The 20,739-nt window shown below is 36.7% G+C and carries 23 protein-coding genes; 10 read left to right on the top strand and 13 right to left on the bottom strand.

The window, feature by feature from the left end; genetic code table 11:
• Nucleotides 1–80 precede the first annotated feature (80 nt).
• Together BUA97_RS02940 and BUA97_RS02935 are read right to left on the bottom strand one after the other, a co-directional pair.
• Entirely contained in the window at nucleotides 81–317 is a 237-nt protein-coding gene (locus tag BUA97_RS02940) for a YtxH domain-containing protein (protein WP_072996359.1), read from the bottom strand.
• A gap of 225 nt (nucleotides 318–542) precedes the next feature.
• A complete protein-coding gene (locus BUA97_RS02935) occupies nucleotides 543–1,844 on the bottom strand; it encodes a glycosyltransferase family protein (protein WP_072997187.1) in 1,302 nt (433 codons plus the stop codon).
• Between the two features lie 174 nt (nucleotides 1,845–2,018).
• Here BUA97_RS02935 and BUA97_RS02930 point away from each other — a divergent pair, with 174 nt between their 5' ends.
• From BUA97_RS02930 to ggt, 3 genes are all read left to right on the top strand, one after another.
• Nucleotides 2,019–2,534 (top strand): hypothetical protein, encoded by a 516-nt coding sequence (locus BUA97_RS02930; protein WP_072996358.1) that lies wholly within the window; start codon nucleotides 2,019–2,021, stop codon nucleotides 2,532–2,534.
• Nucleotides 2,535–2,679: 145 nt separating this feature from the next.
• Entirely contained in the window at nucleotides 2,680–3,246 is a 567-nt protein-coding gene (locus BUA97_RS02925) for a pentapeptide repeat-containing protein (RefSeq protein WP_072996357.1), read from the top strand.
• Between the two features lie 75 nt (nucleotides 3,247–3,321).
• The gene (gene ggt / locus BUA97_RS02920; RefSeq protein WP_072996356.1) at nucleotides 3,322–5,010 is read left to right on the top strand and encodes a gamma-glutamyltransferase; all 1,689 of its coding nucleotides are present in this window, start codon (nucleotides 3,322–3,324) and stop codon (nucleotides 5,008–5,010) included.
• Nucleotides 5,011–6,204: 1,194 nt separating this feature from the next.
• Here the strand turns inward: ggt and BUA97_RS02915 are convergent.
• The 11 genes from BUA97_RS02915 to BUA97_RS02865 all read right to left on the bottom strand — a co-directional run bounded on the left by BUA97_RS02915 (nucleotide 6,205) and on the right by BUA97_RS02865 (nucleotide 14,698).
• Nucleotides 6,205–6,510: a hypothetical protein gene (locus BUA97_RS02915; protein ID WP_139258209.1), complete on the bottom strand. Its 306-nt coding sequence runs from the start codon at nucleotides 6,508–6,510 to the stop codon at nucleotides 6,205–6,207.
• Nucleotides 6,511–6,659: 149 nt separating this feature from the next.
• Nucleotides 6,660–8,231, bottom strand: coding sequence for a ribonuclease Y (rny, locus tag BUA97_RS02910; protein WP_072996354.1), 1,572 nt, complete (start codon nucleotides 8,229–8,231; stop codon nucleotides 6,660–6,662).
• Between the two features lie 309 nt (nucleotides 8,232–8,540).
• Nucleotides 8,541–8,828 (bottom strand): cell division protein ZapA, encoded by a 288-nt coding sequence (locus BUA97_RS02905; RefSeq protein ID WP_072996353.1) that lies wholly within the window; start codon nucleotides 8,826–8,828, stop codon nucleotides 8,541–8,543.
• Between the two features lies 1 nt (nucleotide 8,829).
• Nucleotides 8,830–9,132, bottom strand: a complete 303-nt coding sequence (locus tag BUA97_RS02900; protein ID WP_072996352.1) for a hypothetical protein — start codon at nucleotides 9,130–9,132, stop codon at nucleotides 8,830–8,832.
• 201 nt (nucleotides 9,133–9,333) lie between these two features.
• The gene (gene porT, locus BUA97_RS02895; RefSeq protein ID WP_072996351.1) at nucleotides 9,334–10,140 is read right to left on the bottom strand and encodes a type IX secretion/gliding motility protein PorT/SprT; all 807 of its coding nucleotides are present in this window, start codon (nucleotides 10,138–10,140) and stop codon (nucleotides 9,334–9,336) included.
• A 1-nt stretch (nucleotide 10,141) separates the two neighbouring features.
• Nucleotides 10,142–10,867, bottom strand: a complete 726-nt coding sequence (ubiE, locus tag BUA97_RS02890; protein WP_072996350.1) for a bifunctional demethylmenaquinone methyltransferase/2-methoxy-6-polyprenyl-1,4-benzoquinol methylase UbiE — start codon at nucleotides 10,865–10,867, stop codon at nucleotides 10,142–10,144.
• Nucleotides 10,868–10,909: 42 nt separating this feature from the next.
• A complete protein-coding gene (locus BUA97_RS02885) occupies nucleotides 10,910–11,482 on the bottom strand; it encodes a hypothetical protein (RefSeq protein ID WP_072996349.1) in 573 nt (190 codons plus the stop codon).
• A 61-nt stretch (nucleotides 11,483–11,543) separates the two neighbouring features.
• Nucleotides 11,544–12,584, bottom strand: coding sequence for a bifunctional diaminohydroxyphosphoribosylaminopyrimidine deaminase/5-amino-6-(5-phosphoribosylamino)uracil reductase RibD (ribD, locus tag BUA97_RS02880; RefSeq protein WP_072996348.1), 1,041 nt, complete (start codon nucleotides 12,582–12,584; stop codon nucleotides 11,544–11,546).
• Nucleotides 12,585–12,625: 41 nt separating this feature from the next.
• Nucleotides 12,626–13,282 carry a hypothetical protein gene (locus BUA97_RS02875; protein ID WP_139258207.1) on the bottom strand — a complete coding sequence of 219 codons (657 nt, stop codon included), beginning with the start codon at nucleotides 13,280–13,282 and terminating at the stop codon, nucleotides 12,626–12,628.
• 88 nt (nucleotides 13,283–13,370) lie between these two features.
• Nucleotides 13,371–14,162 (bottom strand): NAD(+) synthase, encoded by a 792-nt coding sequence (gene nadE, locus BUA97_RS02870; RefSeq protein ID WP_072996346.1) that lies wholly within the window; start codon nucleotides 14,160–14,162, stop codon nucleotides 13,371–13,373.
• A gap of 5 nt (nucleotides 14,163–14,167) precedes the next feature.
• Nucleotides 14,168–14,698 carry a GNAT family N-acetyltransferase gene (locus BUA97_RS02865; protein ID WP_072996345.1) on the bottom strand — a complete coding sequence of 177 codons (531 nt, stop codon included), beginning with the start codon at nucleotides 14,696–14,698 and terminating at the stop codon, nucleotides 14,168–14,170.
• 46 nt (nucleotides 14,699–14,744) lie between these two features.
• On the opposite strand from BUA97_RS02865, the gene gldB reads away from it, so the two are divergent.
• From gldB to BUA97_RS02830, 7 genes are all read left to right on the top strand, one after another.
• Nucleotides 14,745–15,728 carry a gliding motility lipoprotein GldB gene (gene gldB / locus BUA97_RS02860; RefSeq protein WP_072996344.1) on the top strand — a complete coding sequence of 328 codons (984 nt, stop codon included), beginning with the start codon at nucleotides 14,745–14,747 and terminating at the stop codon, nucleotides 15,726–15,728.
• Between the two features lie 134 nt (nucleotides 15,729–15,862).
• A complete protein-coding gene (gene gldC, locus BUA97_RS02855; protein WP_072996343.1) occupies nucleotides 15,863–16,189 on the top strand; it encodes a gliding motility protein GldC in 327 nt (108 codons plus the stop codon).
• An 82-nt stretch (nucleotides 16,190–16,271) separates the two neighbouring features.
• Nucleotides 16,272–17,423 (top strand): cystathionine gamma-synthase, encoded by a 1,152-nt coding sequence (locus BUA97_RS02850; protein ID WP_072996342.1) that lies wholly within the window; start codon nucleotides 16,272–16,274, stop codon nucleotides 17,421–17,423.
• 84 nt (nucleotides 17,424–17,507) lie between these two features.
• Nucleotides 17,508–18,005: a GNAT family N-acetyltransferase gene (locus tag BUA97_RS02845; RefSeq protein WP_072996341.1), complete on the top strand. Its 498-nt coding sequence runs from the start codon at nucleotides 17,508–17,510 to the stop codon at nucleotides 18,003–18,005.
• Nucleotides 18,006–18,011: 6 nt separating this feature from the next.
• A complete protein-coding gene (locus BUA97_RS02840) occupies nucleotides 18,012–19,082 on the top strand; it encodes an endonuclease/exonuclease/phosphatase family protein (RefSeq protein ID WP_072996340.1) in 1,071 nt (356 codons plus the stop codon).
• Nucleotides 19,083–19,212: 130 nt separating this feature from the next.
• Nucleotides 19,213–19,656 carry a SusC/RagA family TonB-linked outer membrane protein gene (locus BUA97_RS02835; protein ID WP_072996339.1) on the top strand — a complete coding sequence of 148 codons (444 nt, stop codon included), beginning with the start codon at nucleotides 19,213–19,215 and terminating at the stop codon, nucleotides 19,654–19,656.
• Between the two features lie 145 nt (nucleotides 19,657–19,801).
• A complete protein-coding gene (locus BUA97_RS02830) occupies nucleotides 19,802–20,593 on the top strand; it encodes a DUF2490 domain-containing protein (protein WP_072996338.1) in 792 nt (263 codons plus the stop codon).
• Nucleotides 20,594–20,739: the final 146 nt, after the last annotated feature.

The raw sequence follows: 20,739 nt of genomic DNA, 5'->3' as shown, positions 1-20,739 counted from the left end.
TGATCATACCTTATTAATTCTCCTAAATAAAAAAGTTGAGCACTTGCCCAACCTTTCATTTTTCAAACAACAGCTGCAAATTATTCTGCAGACTGCTGCGCTTCAGTCTTTAATTCGTCAGCTTTGTTTTTCAGCTGATCCACCGTTTGGTTTGCTTTGTCCTTAAGATCGTTCCCGAATTTTGTCAGGTTATCTTTTGCATTGTTGATGGTGTCTTTCACTTTTTGCTGATCTTCAGGAGAAGACTTTTTATATTTCCACCACGCAAGTGCTCCTAGTCCTAACAATGCCAACAGGCCATTTGTTTTGTTTCCCATGATATAATTTTTTAATTAATATTGATTTCTAAGTTAGTAGAAAAATTTATGCCATAGGTGATTAAAAAAGAAATTATTTTCAGGGCGTGACCCTTCCCGGGCTAAGTCCATTTCCAGGGTCGCGCTGTCCACTATTATCTTTTGTTGCCGGCATCTTCCCAAAGCCAAACAAAAGGATAGCCGTTACCATCGCTCACGCGCTTCGCAGATCAGAAGTTTCCACGGTTAAGGAAGTTTTGTCAACAGTCCGGCAAGTTGTCTTGTCAGTTCCTTTCTGCTAAACTCGTTGATGTTGGCAGAATTTTCTATAGATTTTCCACTTTTCCAATCCTTATAAAGCAAAAAAATAAAATCCGAAATGGGTGCAATCTCCGTATAATCAAAATGTTTTCCGGATTTGGTTTTATTCAGAATGGTTTCCACATCCGCATCTGTTGGTCCGAATGAAATAATTTGTTTTCCTGTCGCCAGGTATTCAAACAATTTTCCGGGAATAATTCCTTTAGAACTTTCATTAGGGAAATTTGTAATCAGTAACAAATCAGAATTCGCCATCTCCTTCACAGATTGTTCATGAGCCAGATAACCTCGATTCAGGATATTGTTTTTCAAAACAGAATTTTCGATTCCATTCAGGATTTTATCATCCACTCTTCCCACAAATTTCAATTGAAAATCCTCAGCAAAATCCGGATATTTTTTACATAATTCAATCAATGCTTTCCATAGATTCTCAGGGTTTCTGAGTTGTTCCAGAACGCCGACATAACTCAACGTAAATTTAGATTTTGGAGTCTCATCATTTTCTCCCAAACTTTCTGACTTGTCAAATCCATTCGTCACACAGAAAGCATCCGCTCCTTTTTTTCGAAAATTCTCAGCATCAGTATAACTTGTAGCCAGCGTCAGATCAGCATTTTCAAAAACGGATTTTTCAAGCTGCCTGTGTTTTTTGTCAGAAGCTGTCGTTAATTTCAAATGTTCATAATAGGAAATTTCAGTCCAGGGATCACGGAAATCTGCAATCCATTTTAAGTCGGGTAATTGTTTTTTTAATCCAAGTCCGATCAGATGCAGACTATGTGGCGGACCGGTTGTAACAATCGTATCAATATGATGTTCCGTCAAATAGTGTTTTAAAAATTGAATCGACGGTTTTACCCAAAATTTCCTTGCATCCGGAATGAAAAAATTACCTCGTATGAAAATAGAAAGCTTTGAAACAAAGGACTGGTTTTTCCCAACATCAAACTGTCCGCCTTTGAATTTCTTGTTACTCTTACTGAATTTTTCTGCAATCTGATATGGTTCCCAGATCTTGGTTTTCAAGATCGTTAGATTCTCAGGCACTTCTTTCGTCAAAGTCTCATCAATCAGGGGATAACTCGGATTTTCCGGGGTGTAAATGACTGGCGCAAAACCAAAGTCTGGAAGATATTTGGCAAACTTCAGCCAACGCTGAACACCTGGTCCACCAGCAGGCGGCCAATAATAAGTAACAATTAAAACCTTTTTCAATTTTTCCATTTTCAACTTGCTGATTGCTAAAAACTGTTCTGTAAATTTATCTGTTTTGAAGTCCATTTCAAAATGATTTATAATAATATATCTTCTTATAAAATGGTTGATTAATTGATTTATAACCAATTAATAGCTATGGTATTATGTTTGTTGGGAATCGTATTTTGAAAAATATTGGATATGAAAAGACTAATTCTAATCCTGATGTTAGTAGCAACTGGCTTTGCATCAGGTCTTGTTATGGCTCAGATTAATGTCAATATCAATCTGGACAGTCAGCCGAAATGGGGTCCTCGCGGCCATAATTATGTTGAATCTTACTATTTGCCAGAATATGATCTGTATTATAACGTTCCGAAGCGTGGATACTATTATGCTGCAGGAAAGAGATGGCTTTTTTCACCGGCTTTACCTGCTAGATATCGTCAAATCAACTTGTATCAAACACCAAAAATTGTTTTAACCGAACGTTATCCTTACAAAAAGCACAAAATTCACTATAAACAATATGCAGGGTACAGAGTAGATCACGACCCTAAATTAATTACAAGAAATCACAAACCGGGACATTCTGTTCATCCTCCAAAATATAAATTTGCAAAAGCCGGTTATTCGCCGAAGAAACGTTTTCATAAAGAACATTTTAAACACTCGAAACACAAGCATCACAAAGGTGGTTCAAAAAAACACAGATAGTTTTTAGAAAGAAATAAAGCCTCGATTTCAAATTGAGGTTTTATTTATTTTCCATATTAATAGAAGTTTTTTTAAAAAATCCGTGTAGGAATTTCTGCTTCATCGGGAACATTCTGTACATTTATCTTTTTTAAAAGAGTTAAAAATGATTTTTGAAGTTGGGAAGATTTTTTCGTCAAGACAATACAAGACCGGACAAATTAAGCAGGGCGATTATGAAGAATGCACTTTTACCGGGATCGATTTTTCCAGCCGCGATTTATCATATTTTAAATTCTCCAACTGTGATTTTGAAGATTGTGATTTAAGCAATGCAAAGATTCACAGAACTGCTTTCCGAGAAATCGTTTTCAGGAATTGTAAAATGATGGGGCTTAATTTCGAAGATGCACATTCCTTCAACATCGCTTTTAAATTTGATGGTTGCAATCTGGATCTTTGCTCATTTTATCAGTTGGATATCCGGAAAACGATTTTCAGGAACTGCAGTCTGAAAGAAGTTGATTTTACAGAAGCGAATCTTTCCAGCGCGTTGTTTGATCATTCTGATTTGACAAGTGCGGTATTTGACCGGACGGTTTTAGATCATGCCGATCTGCAGAATGCAATCGGTTTTTCCATCGATCCCAACAAAAATCAACTTAAAAAAACCAAATTTGCTAAAGATAATCTCGCAGGATTATTACAACAGTTTCAAATAATTATCGAATAGCCCACTTTTAAATTCCACTAATTTGTGGATTCCAAAAGGATTTGAAATTTGGAGTGCTTAATAATAAATTAAAAAATGAAAAAAATCCTATATGCAAGTCTACTGTTGTCTATCACAGTTTCTGCACAGTACACAGACATCAACATCATCAAAGAAGTTAAGGTTAAAAACAAAGGCGTTGTAGTTTCTGCGCACCCACTCGCCAGTGAAGCGGGTGCCAAAATGCTGAAACAAGGCGGAAATGCCTTCGATGCTGTCATTGCAACGCAGCTGGCATTGGCGGTTGTTTATCCTCAGGCTGGTAATATTGGTGGTGGCGGTTTCATGGTTGCGACGACAGCTGACGGGAAAAAAATAGCATTGGATTATCGTGAGACTGCACCTTCCAAAGCATCCTTCGATATGTATTGGGATAAGCAGGGTAATGCCAGCACAGATCTGTCGCAGAACGGCAGGCTGGCTGTCGGCGTTCCGGGAAGTATTTCAGGAATGTTTGAAACTTTGAAATATGCTAGGTTGCCTTTCTCAATATTGATAGAACCCGCCATAGATCTGGCGTCAAAAGGCTTTGCAATTACAGAGCAGGAAGCCAATTTGTTGAATGACCATAGAGAAAAATTTCTGAAACATAACAAAAATAAAACAGCGTTTGTCAAAGACCGGAATTGGAAAATAGGGGATTTATTGATTCAGCCGGAATTGGCAGAGACTTTAAAACGAATTCAAAAAGGTGGTGAAAAAGAATTTTATCATGGCAAAACGGCACAATTGATTTTAACTGAGATGAAACTCGGAAACGGAATCATCCAGGCGCAAGACCTCAAAAATTATAAAACAAAAGAAAGAAAACCTTTGACATTCTATTACAAAGGTCATCAGATTGTTTCAATGCCATTACCTTCAAGCGGCGGAACTTTGCTGGCTCAGATGCTGAAAATGGCGTCTTATGAAGACTTGTCAAAATATCAGTTAAACTCTGCAGAAGCCGTTCAGATCATGGTAGAAGCGGAGCGAAGAGCCTATGCAGACCGGGCAGAGTATATGGGCGATCCTGATTTTATTCAGGACAAAACCGAAATGCTGATTTCCGATGATTACCTCAGAAGCCGTTGGAAATCTTTTAATTCAGAACGGGCGACACCAAGTAAAGATGTCGGCAATATCATCAGTCAGGATAAAAAAGAAAGCACAGAAACCACGCAGGTATCTGTACTGGACAAGGCCGGAAATGCGGTTTCCGTTACCACGACATTGAATGGACTCTATGGCAGTACTACGGTAGTTTCAGGCGCAGGATTTTTCCTTAATAATGAAATGGACGATTTCTCCATAAAGCCAGGTTTTCCCAATATGTTCGGAGCAGTAGGCGGAGCAGCCAACAAAATAGAACCCGGGAAAAGAATGCTCTCTTCTATGACGCCGACGCTGGTCCTGAAAGATGACAAAGTGAAAATTGTTGTCGGGACACCAGGCGGAACTACGATTCCTACGTCGGTTTTCCAGGCCATTGTAGATGTAATTGATTTTAAGCAAAACACCAACTTTGCTGTCAACACTCCGAAATTCCATCACCAATGGCTGCCCGAAGTGATCAAAGTGGAGAACAGTTTCCCTGAAGCAACCATCAGAGCTTTGGAACAGAAAAATTATAAATTCGAAAAAATCAAACAGATCGGAAGAACAGAAATGATTCTGGTGGATGACAACAAAACTATTCACGCTGTGGCAGATGGGCGAGGCGATGATTCGGTGGGAGTAGAGTAACTCCTTCGGTATGTCTTTCTTTAGAATTTTCGGATTATTTCATTAAATGGCGGATTTAATGTCCCCTTTCTCCTAAAAGTCAACAACCGTAAAGTATTACATTTCACAAAGCAAAAGATTAATTCCTATCCATTCTCGAAACAAATTCAGGTATGTACAAAGCCATTTAAAAATACCTTCACGAAAATATAAACCTCCTTTTACAGTGATTTTTATAGCTATTTAATCAGCACAATATTTTTTACTAAAAAGCAAAGCCACAGAGTGGGAAACTGTTAAGAGAAAAAAACCTTTAATAACAACAAAGCTCCGTAGGAGCGACCTATATAAAAAATAACTTCATGTTTCTTAAAAAGAAATAAGACATTTCAAATCAAATAGCCCAGTAGTTTTTTACTAAAAAGCAAAGCCACAGAGTGGGAAACTGTTAATAGAAAAAAACTTTAATAACAACAAAGCTCCGTAGGAGCGACCTATATAAAAAATAACTTCATGTTTCTTAAAAAGAAATAAGACATTTCAAATCAAATAGCCCAGTAGTTTTTTACTAAAAAGCAAAGCCACAGAGCGGGAAACTGTTAAGAGAAGAAAAGCTTTAATAACAACAAAGCTCCGTAGGAGCGACCTATATAAAAACGACTTAATATTTCTTAAAAAGAAATATAACATTCAAAATCAATTAACCTTATTTTAAAATTAATAATGCTTATATAAAAAGTAACAAGGCTTATGTGAAAATGAATAAAACAACTTTCAAAATAATGACCAATTATTTTGAAATAAAAAAAGAAACTACTCTTTTTGTATAACGTAATAGAAGAGTAAAACGGAAAAAGTATTGGCGAAGTGCGGGCTTAATTTGGACGAAAGTTCAAGTTCAGTCTAACCGTAGCCAATATTTTTTCAATGGAACTCAGTTAAACAAAAATGTGGAATTGGAAAATATTTGTGGATAAAAAAGTAGAGTAGTTCAACTTAGATTTTAATCCCGCATTTTGCCAATACTATGCTAGCAGAAGTGTTACTAAAATATTATCTCGTTAATAGTATTTAAGTAATTTTCTTTTATCATTTTCTTTTCATTGTAATAATGAGTTAATTCTTTAATTATTTTCCTCATTTCAGATTGATAATTTCTTTGAAAATAAGTTGTTTTAACTTTTCCGGAATTAAAAATGATTGTTACTCGATTATTTACACCATTTGAAAATAATCCGTCGGAAAATTGTGAGTAATGAGCATATCAACATAATCAACTCCAGTAAATTTTATTAGTCTTTTTTCGTCCAAATAAATTGTTTCTTGATCTATTTTAATATTATCATTTTCAAATATTATCAATCCTTCTAATTTTCCTTTAAGTTGTTCTTTAAATAAATTATTGATTAGACCTGCAAACATAGCAAGACACATTAAGTATCCAATTATTTTATTAAGTAAAGTGTCTCCAAGCTCTCCTACAATTAAATATTCAATTACGTAAATTAATAACGTTGACAAAATAATTGACAAAATTATTCGGCTTCTTGTCCAAACAAATTTTTCTGATTTTCTATAAATCCGATATTTACCCACGATTGTTATAACATTTCTGCTAACAAAAGGCTTCCAGATCTGGAAGCCTTTAATATTTATTTTTATAATCTGGATTATCTTGCGATATTCACAGCTCTCGTTTCCCGAATCACAGTAACTCTTACTTGCCCCGGATAAGTCAATTCATTCTGGATCTTTTCAGAAATGTCATAAGACAATTGGTAGGCATTCTCGTCATTCACTTTTCCGCTTTCTACCATCACTCTCAGTTCTCTTCCCGCCTGGATGGCATAAGCACTGGAAACACCTTCGAAACTCAAAGCAGCCGCTTCCAGGTCTTTCAGTCTTTGGATGTAAGATTCCAGAACTTGTCTTCTTGCACCTGGTCTCGCTCCAGATATTGCATCCGCAACCTGGATGATCGGAGACAGGAGAGAAGTCATTTCTATCTCATCGTGGTGAGCACCGATAGCGTTGATAACTTCGGCATTTTCACCATATTTTTCAGCCCATTGCATACCAAGAAGTGCGTGTGGCAATTCAGATTCCTGCTCAGGGACTTTCCCGATATCGTGCAATAGCCCGGCTCTTTTAGCCAGTTTTACATTTAACCCTAATTCCGCCGCCATTGTAGCAGCAATATTCGCTACCTCCCTTGAGTGTTGTAATAGGTTTTGCCCATAAGAAGAACGGAATTTCATTCTACCCACAACCTTCACCAATTCCGGATGTAAACCATGGATTCCAAGATCAATAATGGTTCTTTTACCCACTTCTATAATCTCTTCTTCGATCTGTTTTCTTGTTTTCTCTACAACTTCTTCGATTCTCGCCGGGTGGATTCTGCCGTCTGTCACCAATCTGTGCAGCGATAATCTTGCGATCTCTCTTCTCACAGGATCAAAACAGGAAAGAAGAATCGCTTCCGGTGTATCATCTACAATAATCTCTACACCAGTGGCAGCTTCCAGCGCACGGATGTTTCTACCTTCACGCCCGATGATTCTACCTTTGATCTCATCAGATTCAATATTAAAAACAGAAACCGAATTCTCTACAGCCTGCTCTGTCCCAATTCTCTGGATAGTCTGGATGATGATTTTTCTAGCCTCATTCTTAGCATTCAGCTGTGCTTCTTCCATGATGCTCTGGACATGAGCGGACGCTTTGGTCTTAGCTTCCGCTTTCAACGATTCTACAAGTTCATTTTTCGCCTCTTCTGCAGAATAGTTGGAGATCTTCTCTAGCATTTCTACTTTCTGAGCTGTTGCAACATCCAGATCATGCTGTTTTTTCTGAAGAATCTCGAGCTTTTTGTTATAGTCCGCGACTTGTTTTTCAAGGTCTTTTTCTAATTTTCCTGCTTTGGAAAGCTCGTCATTCAGCTTGTTTTCTTTATCTTTTGTCCGTTTTTCGGCTTCCTGCATTTTTCGTTCTCTCGACTGGATATCTGCATCATGCTGGGATTTCAGTTCCAGAAATTTTTCTTTAGCCTGCAGATGCTTTTCTTTTTTCACAGCCTCGGCTTGTACATTGGCTTTTTCTATAATGTTTTCAGCGCTTTTCTTCGCATCTTCTATCATGTATTTTGACTTGGAATTGATAGCACTTTTCCCGAAGAAAAGACCGGCTAAAGCTCCGATTAGAAGTGCTACAACACCGATAATAATGGTAATTGTGTCCATAATTTTTATATATATTGAGTTTAATTGTCTCTCTTTATTTTGTGAAAAAGTACAGTGTTATAGGTACAATGACTTTTCAATTTTAACCTTAATACATTATACATTTTACTTTTAGAAAAAATGCATAAAAAAACCTACAACAGTTCAGTTATAGAGTAAACTCCATAAAAACACGATTTGAACTTATTTTCATTTTCTGTAATCTGCGCAAGGCAGCACGCCATCAAATGAACTTTCGTCCGGTAATTTTTAATTGTTGAGTTTACTTCTTTGTGTTAGAACTATTGTAGGCAACTTGTAACCGGGAAACTACTTTTCCAGCTGTTCCAGGAGCGTATTGATCTTATGGATACGCTCGTTTGTATTTTTAATATTTTTCTCGTTGTTTAAAGAATATACTTCTGCATTAGTCCCTAATTTCAAAGCACACATCGCAAGAGCATCCTGTTTGTCTCTTACATCGAAGCTGGCTTCAAAGTCCTTGATCATGCTTTCTATCTGTTTTCCCACCTTTCGAAGGGTTTCTTCTTCAGCAGCAGGCACATTCAGCGGATAGTTTCTCCCGGCAATATTGATTGTTATTCTTCTGAAATCCATCTTATAAACCGGTGTTTTGTAGTTCGGAAACACACATGTCAATTTCTTTTACCAGTCTGTTGATATGATTCTTCATCAGACGGTTGTGTTCTGCATTTCCCGATATTGCTGAATAGAGCTTTAATTCTTTATTTTCTTCTACTAAAATCTGGTTTCTGCGTTTTTCTTCTGCATATTCTTCCTTCAGCTGTTGTAGCTCATCAGATAATTCTGCATGTTTTTCCGAAAGGTTCCTGTACTTTTTGTAAAGACTGAGAATCTTTTTTTCCAAAACAGAAAAATTATTTTCTAATTCACTTAGCATAACCAGAGTTAAATTCTAACTTTTACAAAAATAAGAAAAATTAATGATGAATTAACAGGTTATCATTCTTTTCTGGAAATGATTTGGTTTTTGTTTGATTTATAAGGATTTAAAGTTATGAACTATTTTAAATAAATAATAGTATTATTCATTAAATTAAAATTTAGAAAAAAAAAGAGCTTCGGAAAGCTCTGTTGTTTTTTATTCGAATTTCAGAACGAACATGAATGCTCTGGTCTGCATTACGGAGATCGCCGGTGTCCAGTAAGGCGGTGTGGTTGCTTTGTCCTGAACCAGTTCGTTATTCGTAAAGAATGTTCCGCGAAGTGCCGGTGTCAGCTTAAACTTGCTGAAATAAAACTGAATGCCAATCTCTGCAGACCATCCAAAATTGTGGGTTGTTGTACGGAAAGTGTTCACGCTGTTGTCAGCTTCAGAGGTTTCATTAGACTGGAGGTTCATCAGATAATTGACCCCTGCAGCTGCGTAAGGACGTGAGTTGTACCAACGGTCGCCGTGGATCTCAAGCAAGATCGGGATATCTACATAAGTCGATTTTACAATCTTTTTGGAATCGGTTTCCGTAAATTCTCCCAGCGGAGTGAAAGGTGGATTGTATGTCGAGCCGTTGTTGGTGATATCGTTTATATGATCGTATGTGTTGAAGGTCAGGTCTCTTTGTACGAAATGCAAACCCGGTTCAATTCTGAGATCAAGAAATTCATTCAGTCTCATTTTTCCAATCAGACCAGCTCCGAAACTATATGTGGATTTGGATTCTACAAGATTTTTGTTGCCATCCATTCCGTAAGTGGGATTCAGAACCATTTTGTAGTCAAAATTGTTGCCTGCGAGATAAAAACCCCAGCTGAACTTCTGCAGATCAAAATCTTCAAGATTATCCTGTCTGTCCCGGGTTCTGAAAAGATTATTAAAGGTCTGCGACTGAAGGTTGCTCCCCAGAAGTATTACGTATAATGATAAAATCTTGATAAATCGATGCTTCATTCTATTTTGTAGCTTTATAAATAGTGGCTATTCCTAAACTCAGTTTTTTGTATTCTACCTTTTTGAAACCTGTTTTCAGAAGAATTGATTTCATCTTTTCTCCGAACGGAAAAGCATTTACAGAATCAGGGAGATATGTATATGCTCTGTTGTCTTTAGATACCAAACGTCCGATAGCCGGAAGAATGTTCTTGAAATAAAACATATAAAAAGGTCCTAAAAATCCTTCAACTTTAGAAAACTCTAATATATAAATACTTTTGTCTTCTTTCACAACTCTCCGAAGTTCTGAAAGTCCTTTTTCCAGATTTTCAAAATTCCTTACTCCAAATGCAACGGTAACGCCATCAAATTTATTGTCTTCGAAAGGAAGTTGTTCGGCATCACCTTTCTGCATTATGATTTTCGAGTCTAGGTTTTGTTTCCTTATTTTTTCGATTCCGACATTCAGCATTTGCTGGGAAAGGTCAAGACCAATCACGCTTGCATTGGTTCCTTTCTGCACTGTTATTGCCAGATCTCCTGTTCCTGTAGCTACATCCAAAACCAATCCCGGTTTGTCCTGCTTCAGCATATTTACCAGTTTGTTTCTCCAGAGCACATCGATCTTCATGGATAAGACGTGATTCAGAAGATCATATTTCGGAGCAATATTATCGAACATATCTTCGACCTGGCTCTTTTTGCTGTATTCGGAATTATATGGTGTTACTTTGTTGTGTTCCAATGTTTTATTTTTGGTGAGTTAATATAATAATATAAATCAGGATTAGAATTTATAATAATTTTTGTAATAATTAATGAAATCCTGTTTTCTGAAAATCTTGGATCTGCTTTCCACTTTTGCTACATTTTTAATGACACGGTCATACTCTTCATCCAGGTTATAATAAAAATCCTCAGAATATAGCTTGTTCATTTTTTTTACGTCGCCCAGATAAAGTTTTTTATCAATCTCGAGACCTGTTTTTGTCGCCATCAACGAATCTTTGTTCAGTCCGTAGCCGTAATACTGATTGTTGATATAATAATCATCATGTGTAATGTTTAATAGACCGCGTACCTTATCTACTGTAAAAGCAGAATCGTAAAGCATTTGCTTATTCTGATCAAAAACTTTGATATTGTTTTTTCCTTTGTTAAGATCAACCTTCAGATATTGCCCTGCAGACAATATCTTTTCTTCGCCATTATTAATTTTGAAATAATAAGTCTCTGGTGTAGGATTGTCCACCAAATAATAATTCGGTTTTGCTAAAAACAAAAAGTAAACAGCAAAAGCAAATCCCATTGCCAGCAAAGAAAAAATCAAACCTTTTACAGGTGCGTTCAGATTTTTCATAGAATGAAAATCAATTTAAAGATGCGAATTTACGGATTTTTTCTGAGCTGTAATTCTGATATTAGTCAAGACTTTCGTTACGGTAAAATGAAACTTCAGTATCTCTCAGATATCCTGTTTTCTGATAATTGAAATTGAATTCCGGAGCTTTGGTTCCGTTTTCCAGAATGAGGGATGGATTTTTGAAAATGATAGCTTCATCCCAAAGATTTTGATCGATGAATTGCTGCAATGTAAATCTTCCGCCTTCGATGATCACAGACTGAATCTGCAGTTCGTATAATCTTCCAAGAAGATGATTTATAGAATTTTCCCGGTCTGTTTTAATGAATTTCAGATTTCTATTTTCCGAAGTTTTGATTGAATTTAAAATAATCGTTTCTGCGTCATTATTATAAATATGAGCATCATCAGGAACTTCCAGATTGAAGTCAATTAGAATCCTGATCGGATTCCGTCCCTCTATTTCTCTTACCGTCAAATTTGGATTGTCATGAAGTGCTGTATTTTTTCCAACCAAAATAGCATGTTCCTCGCTTCTCAGCTGATGGACAAATTGCTTGGATAAGGCATTGCTGATCTGATAAGGTTTGAAATCTTTATCCATAAAAGCATCTGAAGATTGTGCCCATTTCAGAATAATGAAAGGCCTCTTTTTTTCGTGATAGGTAAAAAACCGCTTGTTAAGCTGTCTGCATTGATCTTCCAGAATTCCGGAAACGGCTTCAATTCCTGCATCGGTAATTATTTTCTTGCCCTTTCCATTGACTTTATCGTGACTATCCATCGCTCCGATTACGACTTTTTTAAAGCCAAGTTCTTTTATTTTGAGCGCACAGGGCGGTGTCTTCCCAAAATGGGAACAAGGTTCTAATGAAACATAAATTGTAGATTCCGGAATCAGATCTTGATCTTCTTTTTTTATGGAATTGATAGCATTGATTTCGGCATGTGGTTCGCCGGATTTTTTGTGAAAACCTTCGCCGATGATTCTTTCATTGTGAACAATCACTGATCCGACCAGAGGATTGGGATAAGTTTTTCCCAAAGCTTTTTCGGCAAGCTCTATGCAGCGTTTGATATAAAATTCGTCGTTGGTCATTATGTAATTTCTGGCATCAGAAAATCGGGGTTCTGATAAGGTTATTTCTTCTTTTTGTCAACCTCGGTAGGTTTGTAGGTGACAGGTGGAATCGCTGTTTTGATAGTAGCTTCCATCAGCCTGTTTCTCTCTTTTGATAAGGCTTTTGCTGCGTATTTCAAATCGCCGGCAATCCGTTTCGAATAAGAAAATATTAAAAATGATTTTTTACCATTAAGATCAAAACTTTTGAACCTGTCAATGTTGTATTCGGCAAAGGATTCGCCTTCCTTAGGAGTCACGGTAATCAGATAATCCACAATCATTTCTTTTCCGTCAGGACTTTCGGTCACGCCAACAAAAGAATACTTATCCTGAGCTTTTTCCTTCAGCTTTTCCGCATAATCGGCTTTTTGCTGTACGGCTGTTTCCATGTCAATTTCTTTATCAAAGTAAGAGATATTGATCAGCTCTTTGTAATTGCTGAAGTCATCATCTTTCATGATGTATTGTTGCTGCGCCCAGGTAACAGAATTTTGTTTGCTCCATACAAGAAAATATTCATTATCATTGAAGTTTACAGGTCCTGGTATGTTTAGTCTGTCAACAACTTCCGCAGGTGCGGAAACCGATATTTCTTCAGTTTTAGTTTCCTGAGAATGAAAAGAAGATATTAGGGCAAAAAGGCAAAAAGCAGAAAGTAGAATTTTGTTTTTCATATAATTTTGATTGATGTGATTTGGAATTTCTCGCTGATTTGACAAATCGGCTTGATCTGCGTAAAGAAACTGTTTGTTATTTTAAAAATTATTTCAATTCTTGCGGAATCTCACAAACTGGAATCGGATTCATCTTATGCTGAGTTGCTCGGTTAAATCTCAAGTAGATAGTCATCACTTCTTTTTGCCTGCCTTCGAAATCAGCTTCGGTTCTTCCGGCTGCCTGCTGTTCCATTGCCCATTCCAATTCCGGATATGTTGCGCCGATTTGGTCTTCATCCGTTCTTTCCACTTCCCAAAGTCCGTCCGTTGGTTTTGCGATCTGGATGCTTTCCAGAATTCCTAATTCCTTAGCAATTTCATACACCTGCGTTTTATAAAGGTCAGCAATCGGGGAGATATCAACACCGCCGTCACCATATTTTGTGAAAAATCCGACGCCAAAATCTTCAACTTTATTTCCGGTTCCGGTGACTAAAAGTCCATTGATCTGTCCATAATAGTAAAGCGTTACCATTCTCAGTCTTGATCTTGTATTGGCTTCAGCCAGATTTTTATTAAGTGAATTATCTTGATAACCTTCCGTTGTTTTTTCGAAACTTTCAAAAGTCGGCGTCAGATCAACACGGAAACCCTCTACATTCGGAAAGTTGGTTTTCAAAAAATCAATGTGATCCTGCGCTCTGTCTACCTGATCGGCTTTTTGACGAATCGGCATCTCTAAAACCAATGTTTTCAAACCTGTTTTTGCTGCTAAGGTAGAAACCACAGCAGAATCAATTCCTCCGGAAACGCCTACTACAAAACCTTTTGAGTTGGCTTTTATTGCATAATTCTTTAACCAGTTGACAATATGATCGATTACTTTTTGTGTCTGCATTATTCTTATTTTCTATTATTTTTTTCTAATTCGTACCAATAACAATTGTCGCCTTCGTCAATAAAAGTTCCTTTGTTTTCAAAACCTAATTTTGTAAGAATATGATTAGAAGATTGATTATTAATATCGGCATAAGCATAGATTTTTTCAGCATTCAATTGATTAAATCCTAAATCTAAAGATGCCAAGGCAGCTTCTGTAGCATAACCTTTTCCCCAGAATTCGGGAAGAAACCTGTAGCCTAATTCATAAATATTTTTGAAGCCGTTGACTTCATCCGTTAATAGTTTGATTCCGCTCCAGCCGATAAATCGATTGCTTTCTTTTTCTATGACAGCCAGTCTAGCTGTTCCGTTTTTTTCGTATTGATTGATGATGTTCTCAAGCATTTTTGCGGATTCTTCTTTGTGAGTTAAAGGTGGGACTCCAACATATTTCATCACCTCAGGATTGCTGTCCAATAGGAAAATGTTATCAACATCATCTTCTTTCAGTTTTCTTAAAATTAATCTTTCTGTAAATATTGGTAGCTTCATCTATTAAGTTGTATTTTTGCTTTTCGAGAATCTTAATGTAAAAATAATGAAGTTTTTCCGATATATCTCTTTTTCTGCCATAATTGTTTCCAGTTTATCAGCTTGCAAAAAGGAAAATACAAACCAATGGAACGTCGAAATTAAAAATCCTTTTAAGAATGTAAACGTCACAGATTTGTCAGGCGAATTCTATAATCCTTCAGTAAGTTTGGACGATTTCAAAGGAAAATATCCTTGGTTTCAGGGTTCAGTTCCCGATTCTGAGTATGGTGAAAGAAGGAAAGATACGATGGAAGTCCGTGTTTATAAAGAAGCGATTTCCGGGATTGATAAAATAAAACTGAACAAGGATTTAGTCGATCTTTTTTCACACATCAAAAATTATTTTCCAAAGTTCGTTCCGCCTCATATTTATTTGTATTCATCCGTTGTCGATCCGCAGAGTATTACCGATCCGATATTTCTGAGAGAAGATGAAAATATGCTTTTCGTGGATGTTACAGGTTTTATGGGAGATGGCAATAAGAATTATAAAGGGCTTGACTTTTATGTTCAGAAATCAATGAATCCCGATAATCTGGTTCCGAAGATTTCTGCTTTTTTTGCAGCCATACTCGTTCCTGCGCAGATGGATCAGCAAAAATTCCTGGATCAAATGATCTATCAGGGTAAAATTCAGATTCTTCAGGATGCTTTTTTACCAAAAGTTTCCGATTATCTGAAAATAAATTATACCAAAGAGCAATACCAATGGGCTGTTGCCAACGAAGCGAATATCTGGAATTATTTTGTGGAAAACGATTTGTTGTTCAGCCCAGATCCAAATCTGGCAGAACGTTTCATCACGCCTGGCCCATTTTCAAAGTTCTATACAGAAGTAGATCGTGAAAGTTCGCCGCAGATTGCCATATGGACAGGTTGGCAAATCTGTAAACATTATTTGAAAGCTCATCCGGAAGAAAAACTTCAGGTCTTTTTGAAAAAAAATGCCACAGAAATTTTCAACAGCTCAGAATATAGACCGAAATAGGGTTGGTCAGTAAAAGCGTTTTGAGTTTAAGAATTAAAAATCTTAATTAAACTTTGACGCATTTGTGAAACTTATCAATAAAATCTTAACGGACTTTGTGTTCAATAAAGAATATAATATTAAGAATAACATCAATGAAAAAATCAAAAATAGTTATAGACGTAGAACTGGACGATAATCACGTTCCGGAGAAAATGTTTTGGAAAGCCGAAGATGGTGGTATCAAGAGACAGGAAACTAAAGCAGCAATGATCTCCGTTTGGGACAGCAAAGCTATGGAAGCGCTTAGAATCGACCTGTGGACAAAGGATATGCCTGTGGACGAAATGAAGAGATTTTTCCACCAGATTTTTGTTTCTTTAGGACATACTTACCAAAGAGCTACAAGTGAGGACGATGTGGCAGATTGGATCGGTGAAATTGCAGAAGAATTTGCTGTGAAGTCGGCTATTAAAATGTGATAACGGTAATATGTAAAAAGTGAGAAGTCAGAAGCTTTTCCATCTGACGTCTTACTTTTAACTTTTAACAAAATTAAAAAATATGAAATTCAATACAAAAGTGATACATGGTGGGCAACACCACGAACCAGCAACCGGAGCGGTAAATGTTCCTGTATTTTTAACATCAACATTTGCACAAAAAAGCCCGGGACAATTGCTTTCCGGCTACGAATATTCAAGAGGCGCAAATCCTACAAGACAGGCGTTGGAAGATTCTTTGGCAAGCATCGAAAACGGAGCGAGAGGTTTAGCTTTCGGTTCTGGTTTGGCTGCGATTGATTGTGTTTTGAAATTGCTTAGTCCTGGCGATGAAGTAATAGCTGTGGACGATCTTTATGGCGGTTCTTACAGAATGTTCACCAGATTATTCGAAAAATATCAGTTGAAATTTACATTCATTGGTTTTGATAATGTTGAAGAGTTGGAGAATGTTATTACCAATAAAACCAAACTTATATGGCTTGAAACACCAACTAATCCATTGATGAAACTGGTGGACATCAAAATGGTTGCTGATGCTGTGAAAGACAGAGGTATTTTGGTAGCGGTTGATAACACATTTGCAACTCCTTATATTCAGAAACCTTTGGATTTGGGAGCTGATATTGTGATGCATTCTGCAACTAAATATTTAGGCGGACATTCTGATGTGATTGCCGGCGCTTTGATTGCAAAAGATGCGGAATTAGGCGAAAAATTACATTTCATCCAGTTTGCGAGTGGCGGGATTTTGGGTCCTCACGATTCTTATCTGGTGTTGAGAGGTATCAAAACTTTGGCATTGAGGATGCAAAGACATTCGGACAACGGTTTCGAGATTGCTAAATATCTTGAGAATCACACTTTAGTTGATAAGATTTTCTATCCGGGATTATCATCTCATCCGCAATACGATTTAGCAACAAGACAAATGACGGAATTTGGCGGAATGGTTTCTTTCACTTTCAAATCCGGAAAAAAAGAAGATGCAGTCAGATTCCTGGAAAATGTAAAAGTTTTCACTTTGGCAGAATCTTTGGGCGGCGTAGAATCGTTGGCAAATCTTCCTGCAATGATGACACACGCTTCAATCCCTGAGGATAAAAGAGCGGTTCTCGGAATTACGGATGATTTGGTAAGACTTAGCGTAGGAATCGAAGATGCAGAAGATTTGATTGCTGATCTGGAACAAGCATTCAACTCAATTAGTTAAATCCTAGAGTTGTTGATTTGTAGAATCGTTTTTTATCTTTACGATTTAGCAAATCAACAAATTAACAAATCAACACATAAAAAAATGACTTTTCGTGATGCGACTTTAGTTGACCTTCCGAAGATTGTGGAAATTTACAATTCTACGGTCGCATCACGCTTGGTTACGGCTGATCTGGAACCTGTTTCTGTAGAGAGCAAACTCAACTGGTTTCATCAGCATAATTCAAGATTTCGTCCGCTTTGGGTAGTAGAAGATTATCAAAAAAACACGATTGGCTGGGTCAGTTTCCAGGATTTCTACGGAAGACCGGCTTATCAGAAAACCGCTGAAATCAGTATTTATATCGATGAAAAATTCCGTGACAAAGGTTTTGGTAAACAGATTCTGGAATTATCCATAGAAAAATGTCCGGGTTTGGGGATCGAAAATCTTCTGGCTTTCATCTTTTCTCATAACCTTCCAAGTTTGACATTATTCGAGAAATTTGGTTTTGAATTGTGGGGAAATCTCAAAAATATCGCTGAACTTGATGCCGAAAAAAGAAGCCTTATTATCCTTGGAAAAACCATAAAAGATTAGCGGGAAATGGAAAGTGTAACCCATTGCTTATATTGGTTTTTTTCCGTTTTATCGATTTTATCGATACTGATTCCGGCCATCAGGAATTCTTACTGGACTTTCAGGGTTTTCGATTATCCCAGATTTCAGAAGTTTATTATCCTTTTGATTCTGATTTTCGCTTGGTTTTTCATTTTCGAAAATCCTAATGTTTATGAATATATAATTCTTTCTGTTGAAGCTGTCTGTGCGGCATATTTGTTTTACATCATTATTCCGTACACTGATTTTGGAAAGACAATGATTGATAAAGCAGCGCCAGATCCCGAGGAAAAAGTTCTGGATATTCTCGTTTGTAATGTTTACCAGCACAACCGGAATTATTATAAATTGATTGATCTGGTAAAAAAAGAAAATCCTTCTGTTTTGTTCTTTTTGGAAACCGATGAAGAATGGAAAAAATCACTCGAAGCTGTTACCAAAGATTACGAATACAGAATCGAAGTACCTTTGGACAACACGTATGGACTTTTGTTTTACAGCCATTTTCCTGTTAAAAATTATGAGATCAATTATCTGATTGATGATGATATTCCGTCTATTGTTGCTGATTTGGAATATAATGATCAGATTGTAAGATTGTTCGGAATTCATCCAACTCCGCCGGTTCCGCAGGAAAATCCTGAAAGTACAGAACGCGATGCGGAGATTTTATTAGTTGGAGAAAAAGCAGAAGAATTTGGAAAACCTGCCATTGTTTTTGGAGATCTGAATGACGTCGCCTGGTCCAGAACGACCAAATTATTTCTAAAATCCAGCGGAATGCTTGACCCGCGACGTGGACGTGGAATGTTCAATACTTTCCATGCCAAATATTGGTTTCTGCGTTGGCCGCTTGACCACTTTTTCGTAAGCCCGCATTTCCGGTTGGTCGATATGAAGGTGATGGACTCTGTTGACTCTGATCATTTTCCGATCTGGATTTCCCTTGTTATCAGAAATGAGGACAAGGAAGACCAATTCGATATTTCTGAGGAAGAAGAAGCTGAGGTGGAGGAAAAAATCGAAAAAGGCATGGAAAAAGGTGACGCCAATTAGAATTTGAAAAAGAAAATTTCACGCAGATTTCGCAAATTGGGCAGATTTTTGATGATTTGCTAAATCTAGAAATCAACGATAAATAATTTATTTTTGCTGATTATTTAATTTTAAATTAAATCTAAATTTTATGAAAAAGCTGATTCTTGTTTTCTCAGTTCTGTTTTGCGTCCAATTTTCCTTCGCTCAGAAATCTGAGACTAATCCCATATATATTGTTGATAACGTGATTGTTTCAAATGTTTTACTTCACAGTTTCAATCCGGAAGATATTGAAAGTATTCAGGTTTACAAATCGCCGTCTTCACAAATCGAACAATATGACGACCTTGTGAAAAACGGTTTGATTAATATTAATATGAAAAAACCTCTGAACCTAGAAAAAGTCACGGTTTCCGAAGCTAAGAAAAAATTAAATCTCACCTTAGAATCCAGATTTTTTCTGAATGATATCGAAGTTCACAACGAATCGATTCTGATTGCAGAAGAATTATTAAAAAGAGCCAGAATTCTGCAGCCTGATAAGAAATTCAATAATTATAAAGTTCCAGCCATCAGCATAGAAACTAATTAAATTTTAACGAAGTTAAAATCTTGTGTGTTAAAATATAAGTTTCACTTTAAATTTTTGTCCTTTTCGTTAAAACTAATTGTAGCTTAACCAATTTGCTTTTCCCTTTCTGAATCGTTAGTTTTGTAGAAATCGATAACATTTCAATATGGTTTTTACCAAGACAAAATTATTCTTCAGTGCATTATTCTTTGGTTTAATTTCAAATTCTTTTTCCGCACAAAACCGAATCAGCAATCATAATAACATCGGATGGTATGCTTACAACGGCACTTTCAAGTTGGATTCAAAATTTTCCATTCATACCGAATATCAGTGGCGAAGAAATGATTATATCACAACTTGGCAACAAAGTCTTTTGCGTTTGGGAATCAATTATCAGGCAAATCCAAACCTGCAATTACGTGTAGGTTACGCTTGGGCAGAGACTTTTCCATACGGCGAAATCCCATTGAACGGAATGGGAAAAGATTTTACAGAACACAGGATTTATGAAATGGCGACAGTGACCGACAAGATTGGAAAAATCGATTTGTCGCATCGTTTTATGTTGGAACAACGTTGGGTTGGAAGATATTCTGATGCCAATCTCACTTCCGAAGACCAGTATCCGTTTATGAACCGGGCGCGTTATATGATTCGCCTGCATATGCCTTTGAAAGGAACTTCGATTGCTGACAAAACACCTTATGTTGCGGTTTATGATGAGATGATGATTGGCTTTGGGAAAAATGTTGGCGAAAATATCTTTGACCAAAACCGAATCGGCGTTTTGTTGGGATATAAATTCAATGATTTAATTAGAGTGGAAGGTGGTTATCTGAATCAAATCGTGCAGTTGGGAAGGGAAGTGGAAGGTAAAAATGTGTTTCAATACAACAATGGTTTTATCGTGAGTGCCAATTTTAACTTTGATTTTTCTAAGAAAACGGTTGATTAGGTTAAACCCACAAAGTCACAAAAGTTTAAGTGAGAAATTGGGCTTCGACTCCGCTCAGCCTGACACTTTTGAGAATTAACTTTAGTTTTTCAATTGTCATCCTGAGCGGAGTCGAAGGATTTAATTTGTTGTTCATTTATATTTTG

This window comes from Epilithonimonas mollis (genome assembly GCF_900142325.1).
In the GTDB taxonomy this organism is placed as follows: domain Bacteria; phylum Bacteroidota; class Bacteroidia; order Flavobacteriales; family Weeksellaceae; genus Epilithonimonas; species Epilithonimonas mollis.
The sequence above is the reverse complement of the archived record's forward strand: the minus strand, read 5'-3'. Positions and strand labels throughout refer to the sequence as shown.

Bases quoted from the DNA above. Each gene is read 5' to 3' on its own strand.
- BUA97_RS02905 (WP_072996353.1), bottom strand. From the start codon at position 8,828: ATGGATTTCAGAAGAATAACAATCAATATTGCCGGGAGAAACTATCCG.
- BUA97_RS02885 (WP_072996349.1), bottom strand. From the start codon at position 11,482: ATGAAAAATCTGAACGCACCTGTAAAAGGTTTGATTTTTTCTTTGCTG.
- nadE (WP_072996346.1), bottom strand. From the start codon at position 14,162: ATGCAGACACAAAAAGTAATCGATCATATTGTCAACTGGTTAAAGAAT.
- BUA97_RS02830 (WP_072996338.1), top strand. From the start codon at position 19,802: ATGGTTTTTACCAAGACAAAATTATTCTTCAGTGCATTATTCTTTGGT.
- BUA97_RS02835 (WP_072996339.1), top strand. From the start codon at position 19,213: ATGAAAAAGCTGATTCTTGTTTTCTCAGTTCTGTTTTGCGTCCAATTT.
- BUA97_RS02925 (WP_072996357.1), top strand. From the start codon at position 2,680: ATGATTTTTGAAGTTGGGAAGATTTTTTCGTCAAGACAATACAAGACC.
- BUA97_RS02900 (WP_072996352.1), bottom strand. From the start codon at position 9,132: ATGCTAAGTGAATTAGAAAATAATTTTTCTGTTTTGGAAAAAAAGATT.
- BUA97_RS02845 (WP_072996341.1), top strand. From the start codon at position 17,508: ATGACTTTTCGTGATGCGACTTTAGTTGACCTTCCGAAGATTGTGGAA.
- ggt (WP_072996356.1), top strand. From the start codon at position 3,322: ATGAAAAAAATCCTATATGCAAGTCTACTGTTGTCTATCACAGTTTCT.
- BUA97_RS02935 (WP_072997187.1), bottom strand. From the start codon at position 1,844: ATGGAAAAATTGAAAAAGGTTTTAATTGTTACTTATTATTGGCCGCCT.
- BUA97_RS02875 (WP_139258207.1), bottom strand. From the start codon at position 13,282: ATGAAAAACAAAATTCTACTTTCTGCTTTTTGCCTTTTTGCCCTAATA.
- BUA97_RS02840 (WP_072996340.1), top strand. From the start codon at position 18,012: ATGGAAAGTGTAACCCATTGCTTATATTGGTTTTTTTCCGTTTTATCG.
- BUA97_RS02930 (WP_072996358.1), top strand. From the start codon at position 2,019: ATGAAAAGACTAATTCTAATCCTGATGTTAGTAGCAACTGGCTTTGCA.
- BUA97_RS02865 (WP_072996345.1), bottom strand. From the start codon at position 14,698: ATGAAGCTACCAATATTTACAGAAAGATTAATTTTAAGAAAACTGAAA.
- porT (WP_072996351.1), bottom strand. From the start codon at position 10,140: ATGAAGCATCGATTTATCAAGATTTTATCATTATACGTAATACTTCTG.
- BUA97_RS02850 (WP_072996342.1), top strand. From the start codon at position 16,272: ATGAAATTCAATACAAAAGTGATACATGGTGGGCAACACCACGAACCA.
- BUA97_RS02940 (WP_072996359.1), bottom strand. From the start codon at position 317: ATGGGAAACAAAACAAATGGCCTGTTGGCATTGTTAGGACTAGGAGCA.
- rny (WP_072996354.1), bottom strand. From the start codon at position 8,231: ATGGACACAATTACCATTATTATCGGTGTTGTAGCACTTCTAATCGGA.
- gldB (WP_072996344.1), top strand. From the start codon at position 14,745: ATGAAGTTTTTCCGATATATCTCTTTTTCTGCCATAATTGTTTCCAGT.
- gldC (WP_072996343.1), top strand. From the start codon at position 15,863: ATGAAAAAATCAAAAATAGTTATAGACGTAGAACTGGACGATAATCAC.
- ribD (WP_072996348.1), bottom strand. From the start codon at position 12,584: ATGACCAACGACGAATTTTATATCAAACGCTGCATAGAGCTTGCCGAA.